We start from the raw sequence: 20,959 nt of genomic DNA, 5'->3' as shown, positions 1-20,959 counted from the left end.
ACTGCTCACCGAATAGCCGCTAAGCCGTGACTAAGTAAACGCTATTCACCACTTGCTCGCGAATTTATTTACCAGTGTTAAAATCTTCAGCCTGTAAAAACGCCGATTGCATTACAAGGTTTGACAGATGGCGCACTTGCAGAGCCAACTCATCGCTCCATTCTGGCCAAACTCGCGCCACGTAAGCATTTTTCCCATCGGTTCGATGATTCCCACCAAACCCACCTTCTTGGCCTACAAAAGAATCTTTCATCTTCTGTAAGGCTTTTTCTAGATCCTCTTTGAATTCACCCTTTACGATCTCCGCTTCAACATTTGCCAGCGCTGTATTAGGGAAGAAAGGCAGCGGCTCATCCATACCTTGTGTGTAGAGCTCAATAAACTGAGTCAATAATTGCTGAGCAAAAGCTTGGTCATCAATTGGTTGGTAGCATTTGTGAATGATTTTTCCAGCCCCACCAGCCCCTTTATATTTATCTTTGCTCGCGCCGACAAGGTGAGTCGGTTTAGATAGGCCAGCCGCCGCCAATGCAACGTGCTGCAACCATGCTGATAGATAATCCTGCGCTCGAATATCTCCCGGGCGATAAAATACATAACCCGATGAAAAGTGATTACCGAGCCAGCCAGTGAGATGAATGACCCTTTGACCCTCGTGAATCGGCACCGCTAATACAAGCTCAGTATCTAGCTGCGGATAAGCACATAACTCGCGTAGCTCGTTAAACAACATATCCACTCGTTCCCGAAGGGCTTCAAACTCCATGTCACCAAAGTAACCAACGGGCAATTTTCCTTGTGCGCGCTGCTGAGCAAAGTACTTATCTTTCTGTTGTGCTGGTAATGATTGAAAATCTCCAGCCTTAGCCTCCCACTCAGAACGCAGGAAAGTTTCTAGCAATTGCTGACGAATATTGAAGCTGGTTAATCCATCAAGATTGAAGGGTTCTTGATCGTCGACCAATGTTTGCGAGGAAGTAAAATACACTTTAAGTCGCTGGTTAAAAAATTGCTGCACGGGCAAACGCCAAAAGCGTTGCAAATCTTTAAAATCAAGCTCAACGCTGAGCATTGAATCTGTCAGGTAAGGCGGCAACATTTCCGGCGCTAATGGCGTTTGGACGTGGCTGTGGTTCAGCACTGGCAACCATTCTCTGGCATAACTTCCCCAGCGACCAGAAAAGCTCTCTGGGCTAAATGGAGTCATCGCGTGTTGGTAACTCACCTCGTCAACAAGTCGCTGGCCGGAGTCATCACTACTCAGCGATTGATCGCCTTCTAAACAATAATTTTGCTGACAATATTCCAGCAGTTCAGACACCAAAATAGACGCTACCCGTTCACTGTTATTTTGAATCGAGCGGCCAATATAGCTGATATACAAGCGCTTCTGGGCTGAGAGTAGTGCTTCTAAAAACAAGTAACGGTCGTCGACCCTACGCGAACGATCGCCAGCACGAGCTCTACTCGCCATCAGATCGAAGCTTTCTGGTGGAATCGAACGGGGATAAACCCCATCATTCATTCCCAACAAGCAGACCACCTTAAACGGCACCGAGCGCATCGGCATCAAAGTACAGAAGTTCACTTGCCCCGCTAAAAAGCGCTGACTGACACGCGCATTACACATACTATCTTTGAGGTAACGAGTAACGATAGCAGGCGATAGTGTTTGGTCAAAATGGGCTTGCTCGATATTCTCTTGCAAGTGCCCAATTGCATCGCGAATGGTTTTTAACGCCACTTCACCTTCAATATCCACTGAGAAGAAATCATCGAGTAAATCAAACAAATGCCCCTTCCATTGCTCGATGAACTGCTCTTGGGCAAGTTGGCGACGATATTGGCCAATCAACTGAATAAAGTAGGAGAGTTTGCCTGCAAGCTCCGCATCCATCCCCTGCACTTCTTCAAATGGGGCGAGGCTTTGCCCTGGCTGCTCAAATAACCCGCTATCTTGCGACATCGCGTAGCCCAATAACATACGCTGAATACCAAACTGCCACGTATTTTGCCGAATGCTCGGCACATCAAATTCCGAGCCTGTTTCCGGCTCTAACCCCCAGCGAATGCCTGACTCTTCCGTCCACAGCTTCAAGCGATCAAACTCTTCACTTGAGAGCGAGAATTTTTCCATGATCGCGGGGGTTTCTAAGATCTCTAACAGCTCCGAGGCCATACAACGACTGCTTGGTAATTCCAACAAGCGAATAAAAGTGGTCAGGATTGGATTTTCAACCTCGGCGCTTAAATCAGACAAGGAATACGGAATGTAGCGATCAGCAGAGGCATTGCCAAACACCGCGGCAATGGCAGGACTGTAGCTGTTGATATCTGCGACCATCACAATGATGTCTCGCGGCGTAAGACTTGGATCGTGATCAAACATAGCCAGTAGTTGGTCGTGCAGTACCTCGACTTCTCGAAGTGCGCTGTGACAGCTATGCACCGATACAGAACTGTCACCACTTGCGACCGCTTGCTTATGCTGGCTAGTCTCAAACTCGCGATCATCTTGATGCTCTTCTAGATTCAAGATATCCGCCTGCAGATGATGCAATAAACTCAGCCGCTCCACCTCAACAAAGGCCTCAACCTCATGGGAGTTCAACTGAGATAACAAATACAAATTATCTCGGCCAAGTTTACCCATTGACGCCAATAAACTGTTCCCCACTTCGCTGGCATGCAGCGCATCATCGACATTTTGCGCGACCGTGCCCTTTAATTGCTCCGTTTCGCCGTCTGCTTGCGAATGATCCCGTTGCCACTCGACATGTTGGCGATGCCTCACCGCTAATTTCGTCAGGTATTTTCTATCTCTCACTTCCCCCCAATAATAACGACAAGGGTTAGTAAACATCAGATGCACATCAATATGCTCACCAATGGCTTTTAACGCATCAAGATAGCGCGGGGGTAACGAGGAAATGCCGAACACAAACAGTCGCTTTGGTAATTGCGTTAAGGTGCCGGAATAATTTTCAAGGGTTTCAATAAAGTGCTGATACAAATTCGCCCGATGATAAGGCGACTGGTCTTGTTGCACCGTATAGTCATACAGCTCTTGCCATAAGATGGGTTGCCATTCATGTTCGCCTTCGATCTCTGCAACGGAGTCTCCCGCTTCCCATCTGGCTACCCACTCAGGTCGATACACTAAATAGCCGTCAAAAGTATCGGCTATTTTCTCTGTCAATTGGTAGAGTTTGGATTGATCCTCATCGTCTTCTAAATAACGCAGCAGCGGTGCAAATTCCGGCCTATCCAGTAGCTTGGGGAGCAGTAGCATCAGCTTCCAGCTCATCGACTCTTTATTGAACGCGCTTTTCTTTGGCACACCATCAAGCACTTGGTTAAATAAATCCCAGATAAACGCAGCAGGTAGGGTGAACTCGACATTGGCCACCACATTGAACTCTTGCGCAAGTTCCATTTTTAACCACTGTGACATACCCGAGCTCTGCACTAGAATGTGCTCTTTGGCAAACGGGTTAGGTAAAGGGTCGCGGCGAATAAGTTCAACCAGCAGAGATTTTAGGATGTCGATTTGATTAGAATGGTAAACAGTAAACAAGAGCAACTCACGTTCTATTCGCTATTAACAGCCAGAGTAGCACAGAACTCAAAACAACCTGAAGGTGACGCGTCGCGACTCGCGCAAGATGCTGGCACACTGAGCACTTGTTTTTCCTCCCTGAATGATTAAAGCTATTGTTAAGGCAAACTAAACGAAAACCCACACCTATGGCGACCCACTTTTCTCTCAAACAGCTAAAGGTATTCACCACCTTAGTTCGCTGTAAAACCCTAACTCAAGCCTCAGAAGCGTTATTCTTGTCCAAAGCGGCCGTCAGCATGACGATTTCCGAATTAGAAAAACAAATCGGCCATGCGCTGTTTGATCGGATCAATAACCGGCTCGTGCTCAATCAAGAAGGACAAAAATTACTGCCCCTAGCGGACGAGATTTTGCTGCGGACTGAACAAATTGGTTCACTATTTACTGGCAGTCAAACGCTCGCAGGACAACTTCGAATCGGGGCCAGCGACACCATAGGTAACCAAATTGCGCCGGAATTACTCAGCGGTTTTCGCAGTGCCTATCAACACAAATCGCAAAGTTTGATGATTTCTAACACCGCTCAAATCTGTCAAAAATTGATCGCATACGATCTGGATATTGGCCTGATTGAAGGCGTAACTCAGCATAAAGAGCTACTGGTATCTCCATTTAGTCAAGATGAAATGTGTGTAATTTGCCCGCCCGCACATTCCCTTGCCAACCAAACCTTACGTGATTGGCACCCTTTGGAGAACAACGACTGGGTGCTGAGAGAGGCCGGGTCTGGCTCGCGAGAGTTTTTCCTAAAAGCATTAACCCAACATTTAGACCAGTGGCAGGAGACATTGCAGCTCAATACCACAGAAGCGCTGATCAACAGCGTCTCGTCCGGTTTAGGCCTAGGGTGCCTGTCGAAGCTTGCGGCGAGACATGCTCTCGCCGATGGCCGTGTAGCTGCAATCAACCTCCCTATCGAGATGAAGCGAACCTTCTCTCTAGTCGTCCATAAAGAAAAATACCAAAGCGCACTACTAAAGTGTTTCATTGAATTTTGCCAACAATCACCACAAGCGAACCTCGGGTAGACTTTTATTAACAAAAACTGTATAAATAGACAGTAATTTTATAACTATAATTTTGAGGATTAACCATGGCTGTAATCGTCAAGTACGTGGTCGAGCGTAACGGAGAAGAAAAGATGACTTTTACCTCTAAAGCTGAAGCGGACGCCTACGATAAAATGCTCGATATGGCAGATGCCTTATTCGCACTGATTGAGCAAAGTGAATTAATCGAAGACGAAGCAAAACAAGAAGAAGTGGCTCTTTACCTAGCGCAAAACAAAGAAGAAGTTTTGTACGCGTTGGGAGCGAAACGTCGCCCTACGCCTAAAAAGCCAAAAGCTGTTGAAGACGCTGATATCGAGTCTGAGCAAGATGAAGATGACGAGCAAGACAGCAACGAAGACGCTGCTTAATCGCACTCTCATTGCCAACGCTTTGCCAATAAGAGTCACCCTTTAATAGAACCTCGCGAAATGCGAGGTTTTCTTTATCTACGCAATACTCAAAATTAATCTGCTCAATACACAAAGTTAAAAAGAGGAAAAAAACAGGCGCAGTCTTACCCTTATCAAAGCGCCTGATAGGGTTACAATACTCCTCGAACTCCCCCAACGACTCACTCGATATCAGGAAGCACCATGTCATTTCAATTAGAAGTTTGTATCGACAGCTTAGAATCGCTGCAACATGCCCTCATCGGTGGCGCAACGCGTATTGAGCTGTGTTCTTCTCTCGCGTTAGGCGGTTTAACGCCAAGTGCCGGGCTTATGAAAATGGCCGCGCAAACCTCTACGGTGCCCGTTTTTGCCATGATCCGTGCTCGCCAAGGGGACTTTTTGTATTCAGAAGCCGACTTAGCCGCCATGCTTGTCGATATTGAAATGGCTGCTCACGCCGGATTGCAAGGCGTAGTCTTTGGCGCACTGACTGCCGATGGGGATATTGATCTCAATGCTACACGTGCCGTCGTCAATAAAGCCCATGAGCTTAGCCTTGCTGTGACGTTCCACCGCGCGATTGACCTGTGCCGAAATCTTGTCGAGGCAGTTACACTTCTGGTGGGCTTAGGCTGCGAGCGCATCCTGACCTCTGGCGGCGCTTCGAATGCACTAGAGGGAGCCGATACTATCAGCGCCATGTATGCGGCAGCGCAGGGGAAAATCTCCATCATGGCAGGCGCGGGCGTGAACGCTGCCAACATTCCCGCTATTCATCAAGCTACCGGGATTCATGAGTTTCACCTTTCTGGGAAATCAGTACGCCCTAGCCTAATGCGCTATCAAACGAATCAGGCCCAAATGGGCCAGAGTGACATCGATGAATTTAGTATTCCGACCACCAGCTCTACAGCCATAGAAAACGCGAAATCAAGATTACTGAAGCTAAATATTGAACAATCGAGCAAGTAAACGAGAATCGATCCACTACACTCTGGCTCACCACATCGCCCCTACTCGATAAAATGAGGCAGCTGAATTTGTTGCCTCCTCCCATTTTAGCTATTACACCGTATTATCTTTATAATCAAAAAGATAGTGTATATTTAATGATATCTAGATCTCATTATCGCGCTTTAGCACCAACAGGATTCGTCTCAAATATAAGACATTGTTTTTTTTCTCATCATTTTCGTTTCCCTAAGAGAAAAAAAGAAAAAAGAAATTTAATAACAGTCAGTTAATGATTGGGCCCAAAAAACCAAACACCTTCAACATCCCTACCTATATAAATACAGAGTTATCAATAAAGGGGTCAAAAAGTCCTAGCTGACGACAAAATAATCCAATGCATAACAAAAAAGTCCTAGTTAACAGCAAAAAAGTCCTAACTCATCATAAGGAGCCTATCTAAATTAGACAAAGCACAAGATGAACAAATTGTCGCAAATGGAAGGACGACTGATATGAAAACATTAATGGAAAATGCGAAAGAATTCATGCAAGACGAAGAAGGACTAACAGTAGTCGAGTATGTGGTTGGTGCCGGGCTATTGGTTGCCGGACTTACTGGAATATTTGGTGCATTTAGCGATACCCTAGAAGCTCAATTAGGTACAGTGTTCACAGTGCCCGACGAGTGAGAAGAAACTTATACAAAGCTGCTCCACAATCATCGTACCCAAGCTCAGCTAAGAGCTTGGGTTTTCTTTTTCCTAGGCATTTCTGCTACAGTTCATATTTAAACAGCAACTTTGCATCATAACAATGGCGTTTATCTATTTGAGTACATCATCGATACTCTGATCGCCTAAATGACGCACATCTTTCCCTTTCACGAAATAAATAATGTACTCACAAATATTCTGGCATCGATCGCCAACTCGCCCAATCGCCCTTGCTGACCACATCACCTGCAAAATACTCGGAATATTTTCTGGGTTATCCATCATATAACTCATGAGTTGGCGAATCACCGCTTGATATTCTTCGTCGATTTTCTCATCAAACTTATACACTTGGGCAGCGGCTTCTACATCCATACGAGCGAAGGCATCCAAAACTTGATGCAACATAAAGGTGGCTTGGCGATAGAGTGGCTCTAACGACACTTGAAACTGTCGCTCTTGCACCGTTTGGCTCTCGATAGCGCTATTGGCAATATCACGCGCCACATCGCCAATTCGCTCTAAGTCGGTAATGGTTTTAATAATAGCCATGATCAAACGCAAATCTTTCGCAGCAGGCTGACGTTTGGCAATGATGCGTGTGCAAGCCTCATCGATCGACACTTCCATCGCGTTCACTTTATGATCGTCCGCAACGACTTTCCTCGCTAATTCAATGTCTTCTTTATGCAATGCCTGCATAGCAAACGATAACTGCTGCTCAACTAGGCCTCCCATGGTAAGCACGTGAGTACGAATCGACTCAAGCTCGACATTGTATTGACCAGAAATATGACGACCAAAGTTCATTGATGCTCCTGTTTATTATTAACGTTTGTAGCCTTACCCATACCGACCAGTAATGTAATCTTCGGTTTGCTTCTTTCTCGGCGAGGTAAAAATAGAGTCCGTATCCGAGTATTCAATTAAGCGCCCTAAATGAATAAACGCAGTGTGATCGCTTACTCGTGCGGCTTGCTGCATGTTATGAGTCACGATAACTACCGTGTATTGCTTTTTCAGATCGTTAATCAACTCTTCAATCGTGAGCGTGGATATCGGGTCCAATGCTGAAGTCGGTTCATCCAACAATAATACTTCTGGCTCAATAGCGATTGCGCGAGCAATCACCAATCGCTGCTGCTGACCGCCTGATAAGCCGAATGCATTTTCATGTAAACGATGTTTAACCTCATCCCATAAGGCAGCGGCAACGAGAGATCGTTCCACGGCTTCATCAAGCGCACGGCTATTTTTAATCCCTTGTAAACGCAAGCCATACACGACGTTTTCATAAATCGATTTAGGAAATGGATTCGGCCGCTGAAAGACCATCCCTACCCGGCGACGCAGCGTTGACACATCGACCTTAGGGTCGTAGACATTACCACCTTGCAGTTTGATTTCACCTTCCACGCGACAACCATCGACCAAGTCATTCATACGGTTGATGCAGCGCAGCAAAGTGGATTTCCCACACCCTGATGGACCAATAAACGCCGTCACTTGACCTTTAGGGATCCGCATTGAAATGTTCGTCAATGCTTGGGTCTGGTGATAAAACAAATTTAGATCTTCAATGGCAATTGCCGTTTGATCTTCAGTAAGTTTGTTCACATCTATTGGGCTCGAATAGCCAAGCGCCTGATTGACAGAAAACATAGTTAATCTTGTCCTAAGGTTCGATACTTCTCACGCAAGTTATTGCGAATGCTAATGGCCGTCAAGTTCAAACCAACAATCACCGTCACTAAAAGAAACGAGGTTGCGTAAACTAACGGCCGCGCAGATTCAATATTGGTGCTCTGAAAGCCTATATCGTAAATATGAAACCCCAAATACATAAACTTACGTTCTAAGTGTAGGTAAGGGAACTGATCATCAACAGGCAAACTTGAGGTCAGCTTCACTGCCCCCACTAACATCAGCGGCGCAACTTCTCCAGCCGCTCTGGCCACCGCCAAAATAAGGCCTGTTAACATAGCGGGCGTCACCATAGGTAAAATAATACGCCATAAGGTTTCAAATTGCGTCGCGCCTAACGCCAACGAGCCATGACGGACAGTTACCGGAATGCGTGACAAGCCTTCTTCTGTGGCCACAATCACCACGGGAAGGGTTAGCACGGCAAGCGTGAGCGCCGACCACAATAAGCCCGGCGTGCCAAATGTAGGTAACGGAAGACGCTCAGCATAAAACAACTTATCGATTGAGGTACCAATGGTATAAACAAAAAAACCGAGGCCAAATACACCATAAACAATGGATGGAACTCCAGCGAGGTTTATCACCGCAATGCGGATAAGACGCGTCACCCAGTTATTTTTAGCGTATTCATGTAAGTATATTGCGGCAAGCACACCCAATGGCATCACGATGACCGACATAATAATCACCAGCAAGACGGTGCCAAAAATCGCGGGAAAAACACCGCCCTCCGTATTCGACTCTCTTGGGTTATCCGACAAAAAAGCCCACACTTTTTTGCCCCAATGCGTGATTTTTTCAACCAATGTCATTTGATTTGGATACCACATATCCAACACGTGACTCAGTGGGATTTTCACCTGTTGTCCTGTCATATCCTGCATCAACAAGTAGCGCTGACCAAGCTCTGCACGCAGTCTATCAATCTCGCCACTCGCAGCCTGTTGCTGCGCAGCGAGCTCATGTTGCTGATATTGGTAGTGAGCAATATCAGCACTAGAGAGCTGACCTTTGAGCTCTTTACTGCGTTGTTCAAGACGTAGATTTTCCGCCTTTGAGCTAATTAACTGAATTTGATTATGAATAACATCTTGAATCTGTGAGCGAATTTTTACATCACGAGCTAGCATGCTGGCAAGATGCGCTCGCACATTTTTATATCGAGTACCATGTTTCGTCACTAACCCGAGCGGCTTTCCGTAAAAATCACCATCCTCGGTACGCTCAATCACGGCCCAGTTCGCTGGCGTTGTTTGGGAGGCAATATTAACCGCAAGTAAGGTGACAAAATCAGCAGTATACAAATCTCGATTGGCAATCTTGATATTCAATCGCTCGACTTCTCCCTTATCGCGAGCACTCGCAGGTAAAGGGATCTTCATTTCACGTAAATGACTCACAGGCACAGATTCTGAGCGATACAACTGCCCCACCATGATATGTCCATTGTCGGTTTGCCACATATACAAAGGCGCTGGCCAGAAATACGACAAGCCCTTCCAACCAATTAGGGCAAGCAAGCCAAGTACCGACAGTAAGCTAATACTTACCGCCCCACCCGTTAACCAGACCCAAGGTGCACCACCTCTAAACCATTTCAGCATGGCCACACCAATCTTCTACTGAATCCTTAACGATAAAACCTTGATTACATCGCACGATATTTATCCCTCAGCCGTTGTCGAACCCACTCAGCCAAGGAGTTCACTGCAAAAGTAAATATCAGTAAAAGCAGTGCGGCCAAAAATAGTAGTCGAAAATGTGGACTACCGACTTCAGACTCCGGCATTTCCACAGCTATCGTCGCGGACAGCGTGCGCATGCCTTCAAGAATATTCCAGTCCATGAGCGGCGTATTGCCCGTGGCCATCAATACAATCATGGTCTCTCCAACCGCCCGGCCAAGACCCATCATCACCGCTGAGAAAATCCCCGGGCTTGCGGTAAACAGCACTACATTAGTTAGGGTTTGCCACGGAGTCGCCCCTAATGCCAACGAGCCGTCTGATAAATGCTTAGGTACTGAAAAGACGGCATCTTCGGCAATGGTGAAAATAGTTGGGATCACCGCAAAGCCCATCGCAAACCCCACCACCAACGCATTACGCTGATCGTAATCAATACCATGCTCGGCAAGAAATACCCGCACATCACCATGGAACAATCCAAACTCAATGGCTGAACCATTGAGCAAAATAAAATAGGTAAACAAAGCGATTAGCGGCATCAAGATAATAGGATGCAGCCCATTCGGACACCGTTGCAAAAAAGCTGGCGGCAAAAATCGCCAACTAAAACCAATTAAAATGATAAATGGCGGCAACAGCACCATGACCGACACCACGGAGACCAAATTCGCCTCCACAATGGGTGCAAACCACAATCCCGCCAAAAAACCAATAATGACAGTCGGTAGGGCTTCCATTAACTCAATTGAGGGTTTCACCACACCACGCATTCGCACCGACATAAAATAAGCTGTGTATATGGCACCACAGATGGCAATCGGGACGGAGAATAGCATGGCAAAAACAGCGGCTTTTAACGTACCAAAGACAATAGGGGCAAAGCTGTATTTGGCTTCAAAGTCTTTACTCGCCGAGGTGGTTTGCCACACATAACTTGGCTCTGGATAGCTTTCATACCACACCTTGCGCCATAGCGAAGAGAATGAAATCTCAGGAGCGTAAGCATGAATGTGTGACACCGATAAAGTCGAGCCCTGCACAGTTGCCAAGTAAGACTCATTGTTCGACATGGCAATCACTTGCGGGGGGTGGGAGTACGCATGTTTAAAGGTCGCCTCACGGCCGCTAGTCGTATAATAACTTCTCACGCTACCATCGGCTAAAAAGGCATAAAAGCCTTTACGGTAGCTATCAGGAAGAATGTATTTGAGCTCAGAGCCAATATGAAACGAGCGAATATAAGTCAAACTCCGCTTTTGTTGCTTGAGCACATCAAACCATTGCGACACGCTCCCTTCGGTATCCGTCACCAACAACGAATAAGCACCAGCCAGCAGCTGAATATTTTTTACATTCCCACCTTGATGATTAGGCTGAAGTTCAACGGTTTCTCGAATTTGGAATTGCTTGCCTTGCATCACGGCAACCGTCAATTGATCTCCAGAGCGCAAATACAAAGTTTTCCCGTCAGGAGTCATTAGCAACTGATCAATCGTTTGATGCGGAAGGGGCAGGATCGAATGGTGAGTTTCCGTGCGGCCATGATACCAGCACACTTCAACTTTTCCGTCAGAGTAGTAGCCTGCGATTGTCACCTGCTGCTTATCCACCGCAAATGTGAAGGTACGCAAGCTTGCGTCGGAGCGAGTAAGGGAATAACGCCCTTGAACTCCCGCTGGGTAGTCTATCTTGGCCTTGATATGCATTGATTGATGCTGGTAGTGGTGAGCAAATGCTGGCTTAAAGATCGTTACTTGCCCTTTGGCATCGGCACTGGCCAACCAGCCTGTTTGTTCCAGCATACGGGAAAATGCCGTCACACCCTCGCTAATCTGCCAAGACTGTGTGGGCAGATCGCTTTGCCCAATATGCCACAATGCTAGTTTCCCCGACGCTGAATAGGTATAAGCGTACTGGCCAGAGTTATCTATTCGCATGGCTAACGGCGCTGGTGAACTCGGTGCGGATGAACTAGGTACGGGGGAGCTAATAAGTTGATGGGCAACATTCGGTTTAAGTTGGCTTGCAGAAAACAGCGGCATCACCATCATCACCAAGTAAACGAAAATTAAAATTAAAGCGGCAAGCACACCCAAGCCTCCGCACGTCACAGCGGCTCGAATGATGCGATCTTTGATTAGTCTTTTTCTGTCTTGTTCCTTTAAAGGGATACCCTTTTCGGCCATCAACTGCTCTACCTACTTCAACGCACTATTATCGTATGTCGCTTAAATGACAATTATATTACAAAACCAAATAAATTACTGAAAACAATAGAAGTATATGAAGGAAGCTGAGCAGAGATTATGGATTGCATTACAGACAAACTAAATGCTTTAGGCACCGACATCTGCTTTTCCATAGCAGATATCGTATGAAAACCGAGAGATAGAAAACCAACACATTAGATTTTTAAGTATATTTTCTAACAACTTGTCTAGCACTTACCTAACAACTTGGGTACTTGCTTTTTCAAGTGATTTGAAAGGAACACTGCCAGACCAATAACTCGCGTTATTTTATTCAGCGTCATCACCGAGAGAGAAAAACTGCAGCGTGTCATTCATGCTTTTCGCTTGACCCGACATCTGTTTACCTAGCGAAGAGACACGTTCAACCAATAGTGGCATATTTAACGACTTGAAATACTCGCCCACTGGGATCAAAGATCGGGTTATAACTGGCATGAATCCAAACATCTCGACCAGTTTTCGCCACTCGTTCAAATTCACCGATTAAAACCTCTCCCTGATTAAATTGCTGCCAAAACTCACGATATTCACTACTCGATGCATAGTTAGCTTCTACGAATATTCGATGATCTCAGCACAAACTCTTTGAAGTATAGAATGAGAGCTATATCTCAGTAGGCTTTGTAACGAATAAGTTATGTGGCATAGAGAACTGTTTTTTGTGCTATGAAGAAGAGGCTAGCGAGTCAGGCCTGCTTTGGCTAACTCGCGTTGGGCTATCTTATTGGAAATCGGCACATAGCCATCTTTCACCACCAGAGATTGTCCCTGAGAGGAAAAAATAAAGCGAATGAAAGCGCGAGTCGTGGCAGGTAGAGGCTTATTCGGCGCTTTATTGATGTAAACGTACAAATAACGAGTTAATGGGTAACGGCCAGACAGTATGTTCACTCGCGTAGGCGCTATATATTCTGTGCCCGTTTGGGCAATCGGTAGTAAACGAACACCGGATGTTTGATAACCGACACCAGAGTAGCCGATAGTATTGATTGCTGACGCGACCGATTGCACTACAGACGATGAACCCGGCAATTCGTTCACACGGCTTTTGTAATCACCGCCGCATAGGGCGTGATCTTTGAAATAACCGTAAGTACCAGAAATAGTATTACGACTAAAAATTTGGATACTTCTTTTCGCCCACTCTTCCTTCAACCCAAGTTGCGACCATGTATTGATTGGCTTCACGCCACCACAGCGCAAAGTAGCAGAGTAAATACTGTCTATTTGGGAAAAGTTGAGCCCTTTAATCGGGTTGTCGCGGTAAACAAACACTCCAATCGCGTCAATGGCAACGATGAGTTGAGTTGGCTGGTATCCATAGTGATTGACGAATGCTTCGATTTCTTTGGTCCGCATCGGACGGCTCATCGGTCCTAATTGCGCTGTACCTCCAATCAAAGCTGGGGGGGCAGTTGAAGAGCCTGAAGCCTGTACTTGAATACTTACCCCAGGGTAGAGACGATTGAATGCTTCTACCCATAACGTCATCATACCAGCGAGTGTATCTGAGCCTGTCGATGCAATACTGCCATATACGCCTGACTGCTTGACGTAATTCGGCAAAGCATTCGCGAAACTCTGCGATAAAGGTAACAACATCAGCAGTAAGACTGTGACTACCGCTTTCATTCGATGTCTCTCTCGTTCATATCAAGCGTCTCAGTTAGCTTGCGATCAAGCGATAAGGCAAGACAAAAGAGAACTTGCTGCCCACCCCGACCTCGCTATAGATATCTAAGTGCGAGTCGTGATGGTTCAGGGCATGTTTTACAATCGCGAGTCCCAACCCGCTGCCTCCGGTATCTCGGGAGCGAGCTTTATCGACCCGATAGAAACGTTCCGTGAGACGAGACAAGTGCTGAGGCTCAATCCCTTCACCACTATCAGACACTTCCAAACACGCACCTTGGCCCGTCTGAAACCATTTCACATGAATATCTGCACCGGCTGGCGTATATTTCACCGCGTTGTACACCAAATTTGAAATCGCACTTCTCAGCTGATCTTGGTCGCCCAAAACACGTAGTTTGCCCTCGACCGAAAACGTGAGCTTATGCTCTTGATCACCGCTCAAACTGTTCGCTTCTTTTTCCAACACCTCTAGCATAGAAGGAATATCTACAATGTCTTCGAGTTCGTGTATTGGCGATGCTTCAATCTTAGATAAAGTAAGCAATTGATTAACTAACGCATTCATCCGATTAAGCTGCTCAGTCATCACGCCATGTGCTTTCGTCCACATTGGACCCACGAGCATGTCAGGATCTTCGGTCATTTCCAAATAACCGCGTAACACCGTCATCGGCGTGCGCAGTTCATGAGAAACATTGGCAAAAAAGTTACGGCGCATTCCTTCAAGCTGATTAAGCTGGGTGACATCACGTACTACCATCAGATGTTCCCCTTCCGTATAAGGAACAATCCGCATTTCGAGCACTCGCTCTACATTCAGCGGCGAACTCAATTCAAGGGGTTCTGAGAAATCTTTTTTATTGAGGTACTTAATAAAGTCTGGCGTGCGGATTAAATTTGAAATCGGTTGTCCCGAATCTTCTGGCCAACGAAAACCCAAAAGTGCTTGGGCAAGTTTATTACACCAAACAATATTCCCTTCACTACGAAACACCACCACAGCATCGGGCAAAGATTCTGCACCATTGCGGAAGCGGCGGATGATATTGGTCAGCTCTTTACGTTTTTTACGCTGTCTTTGTTGAACACGATAGATGCCATTGAAAATGGACTCCCAATCGCCCGTACCAGAAGGCGGCGCTAAGCGTTTTTCATCCCACAACCATATGGATAGGCGCATTTGGTTGAACAAGTGCCACGTCAGTTGCAATGACGTAGCAGCCAATAGAAGCCAAGGCAGATGGCCAAAGAACCAACCGACAATAAACCAAGGTGCATAGAAAAAAACTAACCCCCAAGCCAGTTTTTTCCAAGTTAACCTCGCAACCATTGGTCACCTCGCTCGCATTGGTTAGGCTGTAATTGATTAAGCTTTAATTGATGAAGCTCCCATTGATCAAGCTTTAACAGAAAAGCGATAACCTGCACCTCGTACTGTTTGCACTAACTTGTCGTGGCCTGCATGTTCTAGTGCCTTACGTAGACGACGAATATGCACGTCAACGGTGCGGTCTTCCACATAGACGTTAGTGCCCCATACATTATTTAAAAGCTGTTCACGGCTATACACTCGCTCTTGGTGAGTCATAAAAAAGTGCAGCATTTTGAACTCTGTTGGTCCCATATCCAACGGCTTATCGTTGGCACTCACTCGGTGTGAAACAGGGTCAAGCGCGAGGCCTTGCACATTAATGACATCTTCTAATGCAGTGGGAGTAACTCGGCGAATAACGGCTTTTAATCGGGCAATCAGTTCTTTAGGGGAGAATGGCTTAGTGATGTAATCATCGGCTCCTACTTCAAGCCCACGCACTTTATCTTCTTCTTCACCGCGAGCTGTCAACATAACGACGGGGATATTACGAGTTAGCTCTTCCCGCTTCATATGCTTAATAAAGTTAATACCACTGCCACCTGGCAGCATCCAATCCAATAGAACTAAATCTGGAAACGGTTCGGCCAATTTGTTGACCGCAGTGTCATAATCTTCCGCTTCAACCGCTTGATATCCTTTTTGTTCAAGCACGAAGCATAACATTTCGCGAATAGGGGCTTCGTCTTCAACTACTAGAATCCTTCGAGACATGATGAGTAACCTTATGAGAATTAAGTTCTAAATAGGCATAGGCCCTTGCGATAGCAAGCATTATTACCAGTAATTATGACACTTTTGTGACCATTGAAAACAAATTTTCATACAAGCTTTTAAATGACTTCATTAAGATAGTTTGAGTTTGGGGTAGGACAAGCGATAAAAAATTGCCTATCATTGCGTCCTTTTGTGCGGGTAGTGAGATAATTATGTGGTTCAAAAACTGTCTGGTATATCGTTTTAATCGAGATATCGTCTTCAACGCTGAGCAACTTGAGCAGCAACTAAATGAGTTTGCCTTCACGCCTTGTCAAAGCCAAGACAAGCAAAAGTTTGGCTGGACAAGTGCAATGGGAAAACATGGCGACATGATGACTCATGTTTCCGATGGCAATATCCTCATCTGTGCTAAAAAAGAAGAGAAGATGCTGCCAGCTTCCGTCATCCAAGAAAGTTTGAATAACAAAGCAGAGGCTTTGGAAGTTCAGGAAGGTCGTCCTCTGAAGAAAAAAGAAAAAGACACCCTGAAAGAAGAAATCATCATTGATTTGCTGCCGCGTGCATTTAGCCGCAGCCAGCGAACATTTGTGCTCATTCTACCTAAGCAACAACTGATTGTCGTTGACGCCAGCAGCTACAAAAAAGCCGAAGATGTATTGGCCTTACTACGCAAATCCATGGGCAGCCTACCCGTTGTCCCTGCGCTACCTGAACAAGCGCTTGAAAGCACGATGACAGAATGGGTGAAAACAGGTAACACTCCTGCTGGCTTTACAGTGCTAGATGAAGCGGAGCTCAAATCAGTTCAAGAAGATGGTGGGGTGATCCGCTGCAAGAACCAAGAGTTGGCGGCAGACGAGATTCAGCATCACATCGAAGTCGATAAAGTGGTCACCAAACTCGCGATTAATTGGCAAAGCCGCCTCGACTTTGTTCTTTCAGAAGATGGCGCAATTAAACGCCTTAAATATTCTGATGAATTAAAAGAGCAAAATGACGACATTCCGAGAGAAGAGCAAGCCGCTCGCTTCGATGCCGATTTTTCTCTTATCGCGGCAGAATTTAGCGCTTTCTTGCCAAACTTGTATGAAGCACTCGGTGGTTTAGCTGGCCCAACTCAATAACACATCACTTTTTACAGAGGCAGATAGACCTGCCTCCTTCACCTAACCTACTGATCTTTTAAACCGTGAAAACATTTCCTAGGCATTGAGCGCTAACTAACGTAAAATTTGCGCCCTCCAATGCCATTGGGTGGTATTGGTCTGACTTGAAATCAGAATTAGAGATCAAAGCTATGACAAGCACTACCCCATTTGTACCAGAACTTCTTTCTCCAGCCGGCAGCCTTAAAAACATGCGTTACGCATTCGCATACGGCGCAGATGCCGTTTATGCTGGTCAACCTCGCTACAGCCTGCGTGTACGTAACAATGAATTCAATCATGAAAACCTACAAATAGGTATTGATGAAGCACATGCTCAAGGGAAGAAGTTTTATGTCGTTTGCAATATTCAACCGCATAACTCGAAGCTAAAAACTTTCATTCGCGACTTGAAACCAATTGTAGAAATGGGCCCTGACGCTCTGATCATGTCTGATCCTGGCTTAATCATGTTGGTACGTGAGGCGTTCCCTGAGGTGGCAATCCACCTTTCGGTACAAGCGAATGCGGTAAACTGGGCGACGGTGAAATTCTGGTCGACTCAAGGTGTTGAACGCGTCATCTTATCTCGTGAACTGTCACTGGAAGAAATAGAAGAAGTTCGCCAGCATTGTCCTGAAACCGAGCTAGAGATTTTCGTCCACGGTGCCCTTTGCATGGCCTACTCTGGACGCTGTCTACTTTCTGGCTACATGAACAAGCGCGACCCGAACCAAGGCACGTGTACCAATGCTTGTCGTTGGCAATACAACGTGGAATCAGGCAAGGAAGACGACGCAGGCCAAATCGTCGAAAAATTTGATCCCGCGGCAGAAAATGCCATCGAAGTTAAAGAAGAACGCCCAGACAATACTCTCGGCCTTGGCAAACCAAGCGACGAAGTAGTTCTCCTTTCTGAAGCGCACCGCCCAGAAGAAAAAATGGCGGCTTTTGAAGACGAGCACGGTACTTACATCATGAACTCGAAAGATCTTCGCGCCGTTCAACATGTAGAGCGCCTAACCCAAATGGGGATTCATTCGCTCAAAATTGAAGGCCGTACCAAATCTTTCTACTACTGTGCACGAACCGCTCAAGTGTATCGTAAAGCCATTGATGACGCCGTTGCGGGTAAACCATTTGATGAAGGCTTACTCGGCACTCTAGAAAGCCTAGCGCACCGTGGTTACACAGAAGGCTTCCTACGTCGCCACACACACGATAGCTACCAAAACTACGAATACGGTTATTCGGTTTCTGATGCTCAACAATTTGTTGGTGAGATTACAGGGAAACGCCGAGGTGACTTTGTGGAAGTCGAAGTGAAAAACAAGTTTATTGTCGGTGACAGTCTAGAGCTTATGACACCGAACGGCAACGTAGTCTTCACTCTCGAAGCGATGGAAAACCGTAAATCTGAATCGATTGACGATGCCAAAGGTAATGGCCACTTTGTCTTTATCCCTGTCCCGCAAGATATGGATTTGGACTACGGTTTGCTAATGCGCAACCTGCCACAAGGACTTGATACTCGCAAGCCAACAGGGAAATAATCGAGCATGTCTTTGTCCATCACGAGCAAGTGTACCAACTGTGACATGTGCGAACCTGAGTGTCCTAACAATGCTATCTCCATGGGGGCTAGCGTTTATGAGATTGACCCTGACTTGTGCACTGAATGCAAAGGCCATTACGACATACCGACATGTCAGTCGGTATGTCCTATTAATAACTGTATTATTACTGACCCTAATAATGTCGAGACCGAAGAGCAGTTGCTTGAGAAGTTTGTCATTATTCAAGGTCTCGCTTAATCACAACAAATAAAAGCCCGCAAGGGCTTTTATTTTATTAGAAACTAGCTTCTCTTAGCATCGCAACACAAAGCTGAGGAATAATAGGGACTGCTCGGCGCTTTTTCTTCACATAAGCTGTTGGCTCTGGTCGATTCTCGGGCCACCAACTCGCCAATTCATCACCGCAACCATCTCCCTCTGGAATAGCTTTTTGCGCTCGGCAATGATAATCCCCCGCTGGACATTTTAGCCGTACGTGAAAATGTGCATGGTGCCCCCACCATGGTCGTAATTTTCGTAACCAAGATCGATCGCTAACCTCCGCTGTGCACAATTGACGCTTGATGACGGGGTGGACAAAGATACGGGCGACGGAATCATCTTTCGCAGCCATTTTCATGATAGGGAAATGCTCCGCTCGCCAATTTTCATGGTTAATCGTATACCGCTGTTGGTGCACCACACTAATCGCAGAAGGCTTGGCTAATTCAATACGAGATAACTTTTGATCCGCTATACGCAGCCAGATATCGACATCCAACCCAGTTTGATGACTCTTGTGACCGGAAGAAAACCTCCCTCCTTGCGGCAAAGAAAGATCGCCAATCAATAGATTAACGCCTAACGTTCTTTGCACCTGGCCAGATAACCTTTTAATAAATTCTATCGTTTCCGCGTGCCCATAAAAGCGCTCTTTTTGACGGCGAATAACTTGATATCCTTGCCCCTGTAGAGGCAATTTTTTGGCGCCAGCTAAGCAACCATTAGCGTAACCACCAATGGATTCCGTCATCGAAGAGGACGGAATCCGTATATCTTCCCACGGCGTCGCCTTGGATACTAAGGGCACCCCAACTAACAACAATAAATACATTCGCCACTTCGTCATCTTTCCTCCTTTAGATCCGCCGACCTATAAAGCATAGTTGTGTAAAAACGTCAGAGTAGAGAAAGAAAGCAACGTAAACAGATTTTGCTAACCGACTCATTATTCTGGTAAATATAGACATGTTATACTTGCATTCTTACTCAACTTGGGATGCTCCCTTTAACAACAGTGATAACAAAAATCACTGATGGATATACATATGAAGACAAAATCAATCTTGTGCTGCTTGCTGACTATGGCAGCTTTTTTAAGTCCGACTGCTTCAGCACATGCACAAAAAAACAGTCAGAAAATTGCAGAGCTGCAACAGCAAGTACAGTTTTTGGAGCAAGAAGTAAGCCAGCTGACTCAGCGAGTCACGATTCTAGAGTCACATAACAATATCGTTCCGCCTCATGGTGCGATCTATGTCTGTTCCATCGATGCCTTTGGTAATGTCTACCGCGGAAAATCCAACAGCCATGCCAAAGCAACGCTAAGAGCTATGGAGAAGTGCTCCAATGCAAACAACCAGATGTTCTGCACCAAAGATAAAGTGAGTTGTGAAACGATAAAGTAGCGTGAAATAGTCGGATGTGTATTTAATTTGGCTCAACAAAGCCCGGTTTCTAAGCAAGGGATAATCTAGCGGCCAATTCAAGATTAGTCGCTAGATTAATAAATCCAAACAATGAAAATAGGATTCGAGAAAGATGGGATTGATGAAAGGAATCTGTGGTTTTTATTTCACGCATACGAAAAAGCGCCAGCATTTCTGCTAGCGCTTAGAATTAATGGCAGGGGTGGAGAGATTCGAACTCCCAACACGCGGATTTGGAATCCGCTGCTCTGCCAATTGGAGCTACACCCCTATCTCAGTTTTAAGAGGTGATGCTCTAAATAAGTGGCGGAGTGGACGGGACTCGAACCCGCGACCCCCGGCGTGACAGGCCGGTATTCTAACCAACTGAACTACCACTCCGCAGTGATATTGTTACCCTAAATAAAGTCTTATGGTTAGATTGCTTTATTCAGGTTTTGGC

18 protein-coding genes and 2 tRNA genes are annotated in these 20,959 nt (G+C 45.9%); 8 read left to right on the top strand and 12 right to left on the bottom strand.

Features of this window, described 5'->3' with window-relative positions; genetic code table 11:
• Positions 1-64 precede the first annotated feature (64 nt).
• Entirely contained in the window at positions 65-3,577 is a 3,513-nt protein-coding gene (gene recC, locus L4C34_RS00180) for an exodeoxyribonuclease V subunit gamma (protein WP_428787323.1), read from the bottom strand.
• A gap of 170 nt (positions 3,578-3,747) precedes the next feature.
• Between recC and L4C34_RS00175 the strand changes: the two genes are divergently transcribed.
• The 4 genes from L4C34_RS00175 (at position 3,748) to L4C34_RS00160 (ending at position 6,709) form a co-directional block, all read left to right on the top strand.
• Positions 3,748-4,650 (top strand): LysR family transcriptional regulator, encoded by a 903-nt coding sequence (locus L4C34_RS00175; protein WP_428787322.1) that lies wholly within the window; start codon positions 3,748-3,750, stop codon positions 4,648-4,650.
• A 65-nt stretch (positions 4,651-4,715) separates the two neighbouring features.
• Positions 4,716-5,042, top strand: a complete 327-nt coding sequence (locus tag L4C34_RS00170; protein WP_428787321.1) for a YebG family protein — start codon at positions 4,716-4,718, stop codon at positions 5,040-5,042.
• A gap of 225 nt (positions 5,043-5,267) precedes the next feature.
• Positions 5,268-6,038 carry a copper homeostasis protein CutC gene (locus L4C34_RS00165; RefSeq protein WP_428787320.1) on the top strand — a complete coding sequence of 257 codons (771 nt, stop codon included), beginning with the start codon at positions 5,268-5,270 and terminating at the stop codon, positions 6,036-6,038.
• A 494-nt stretch (positions 6,039-6,532) separates the two neighbouring features.
• The gene (locus L4C34_RS00160) at positions 6,533-6,709 is read left to right on the top strand and encodes a Flp family type IVb pilin (RefSeq protein ID WP_428787319.1); all 177 of its coding nucleotides are present in this window, start codon (positions 6,533-6,535) and stop codon (positions 6,707-6,709) included.
• A 135-nt stretch (positions 6,710-6,844) separates the two neighbouring features.
• On the opposite strand, the gene phoU is transcribed toward L4C34_RS00160, so the two are convergent.
• The 8 genes from phoU to phoB all read right to left on the bottom strand — a co-directional run bounded on the left by phoU (position 6,845) and on the right by phoB (position 16,101).
• Positions 6,845-7,543 (bottom strand): phosphate signaling complex protein PhoU, encoded by a 699-nt coding sequence (gene phoU, locus L4C34_RS00155; RefSeq protein WP_428787318.1) that lies wholly within the window; start codon positions 7,541-7,543, stop codon positions 6,845-6,847.
• Positions 7,544-7,576: 33 nt separating this feature from the next.
• Positions 7,577-8,395 carry a phosphate ABC transporter ATP-binding protein PstB gene (pstB, locus tag L4C34_RS00150; protein WP_428787317.1) on the bottom strand — a complete coding sequence of 273 codons (819 nt, stop codon included), beginning with the start codon at positions 8,393-8,395 and terminating at the stop codon, positions 7,577-7,579.
• A gap of 2 nt (positions 8,396-8,397) precedes the next feature.
• On the bottom strand, positions 8,398-10,044 hold the full coding sequence (gene pstA / locus L4C34_RS00145; protein ID WP_428787316.1) for a phosphate ABC transporter permease PstA: 1,647 nt from the start codon (positions 10,042-10,044) through the stop codon (positions 8,398-8,400).
• 44 nt (positions 10,045-10,088) lie between these two features.
• Positions 10,089-12,314 carry an ABC transporter permease subunit gene (locus tag L4C34_RS00140; RefSeq protein WP_428787315.1) on the bottom strand — a complete coding sequence of 742 codons (2,226 nt, stop codon included), beginning with the start codon at positions 12,312-12,314 and terminating at the stop codon, positions 10,089-10,091.
• A 427-nt stretch (positions 12,315-12,741) separates the two neighbouring features.
• Positions 12,742-12,864 carry a PAS domain-containing protein gene (locus L4C34_RS00135; RefSeq protein WP_428787763.1) on the bottom strand — a complete coding sequence of 41 codons (123 nt, stop codon included), beginning with the start codon at positions 12,862-12,864 and terminating at the stop codon, positions 12,742-12,744.
• Positions 12,865-13,058: 194 nt separating this feature from the next.
• Positions 13,059-13,982 carry a PstS family phosphate ABC transporter substrate-binding protein gene (locus L4C34_RS00130; RefSeq protein WP_428787762.1) on the bottom strand — a complete coding sequence of 308 codons (924 nt, stop codon included), beginning with the start codon at positions 13,980-13,982 and terminating at the stop codon, positions 13,059-13,061.
• A 64-nt stretch (positions 13,983-14,046) separates the two neighbouring features.
• Positions 14,047-15,345 (bottom strand): phosphate regulon sensor histidine kinase PhoR, encoded by a 1,299-nt coding sequence (phoR, locus tag L4C34_RS00125; RefSeq protein WP_428787314.1) that lies wholly within the window; start codon positions 15,343-15,345, stop codon positions 14,047-14,049.
• A gap of 66 nt (positions 15,346-15,411) precedes the next feature.
• Complete coding sequence (phoB, locus tag L4C34_RS00120; protein WP_428787313.1) at positions 15,412-16,101, bottom strand: phosphate regulon transcriptional regulator PhoB; 690 nt, start codon at positions 16,099-16,101, stop codon at positions 15,412-15,414.
• Positions 16,102-16,316: 215 nt separating this feature from the next.
• On the opposite strand from phoB, the gene rdgC reads away from it, so the two are divergent.
• The 3 genes from rdgC (at position 16,317) to L4C34_RS00105 (ending at position 19,066) form a co-directional block, all read left to right on the top strand.
• Positions 16,317-17,231 (top strand): recombination-associated protein RdgC, encoded by a 915-nt coding sequence (gene rdgC / locus L4C34_RS00115; RefSeq protein WP_428787312.1) that lies wholly within the window; start codon positions 16,317-16,319, stop codon positions 17,229-17,231.
• Positions 17,232-17,404: 173 nt separating this feature from the next.
• Positions 17,405-18,805, top strand: coding sequence for a prephenate-dependent tRNA uridine(34) hydroxylase TrhP (trhP, locus tag L4C34_RS00110; protein WP_428787311.1), 1,401 nt, complete (start codon positions 17,405-17,407; stop codon positions 18,803-18,805).
• Between the two features lie 6 nt (positions 18,806-18,811).
• Positions 18,812-19,066: a YfhL family 4Fe-4S dicluster ferredoxin gene (locus L4C34_RS00105; protein WP_428787310.1), complete on the top strand. Its 255-nt coding sequence runs from the start codon at positions 18,812-18,814 to the stop codon at positions 19,064-19,066.
• A gap of 37 nt (positions 19,067-19,103) precedes the next feature.
• Here L4C34_RS00105 and mepA read toward each other — a convergent pair whose 3' ends face one another.
• Positions 19,104-19,922 carry a penicillin-insensitive murein endopeptidase gene (gene mepA, locus L4C34_RS00100; RefSeq protein ID WP_428787761.1) on the bottom strand — a complete coding sequence of 273 codons (819 nt, stop codon included), beginning with the start codon at positions 19,920-19,922 and terminating at the stop codon, positions 19,104-19,106.
• A 214-nt stretch (positions 19,923-20,136) separates the two neighbouring features.
• On the opposite strand from mepA, the gene L4C34_RS00095 reads away from it, so the two are divergent.
• The gene (locus L4C34_RS00095; RefSeq protein WP_428787309.1) at positions 20,137-20,496 is read left to right on the top strand and encodes a coiled-coil domain-containing protein; all 360 of its coding nucleotides are present in this window, start codon (positions 20,137-20,139) and stop codon (positions 20,494-20,496) included.
• A 215-nt stretch (positions 20,497-20,711) separates the two neighbouring features.
• Here L4C34_RS00095 and L4C34_RS00090 read toward each other — a convergent pair.
• Positions 20,712-20,788 (bottom strand) — tRNA-Trp (locus tag L4C34_RS00090).
• A 33-nt stretch (positions 20,789-20,821) separates the two neighbouring features.
• Positions 20,822-20,898, bottom strand: a tRNA-Asp gene (locus tag L4C34_RS00085).
• Positions 20,899-20,959 lie beyond the last annotated feature (61 nt).

Origin of the sequence: Vibrio profundum (assembly GCF_050337555.1) — a bacterium.
Taxonomy (GTDB): Bacteria; Pseudomonadota; Gammaproteobacteria; order Enterobacterales; family Vibrionaceae; genus Vibrio; species Vibrio profundum.
The sequence above is the reverse complement of the archived record's forward strand: the minus strand, read 5'-3'. Positions and strand labels throughout refer to the sequence as shown.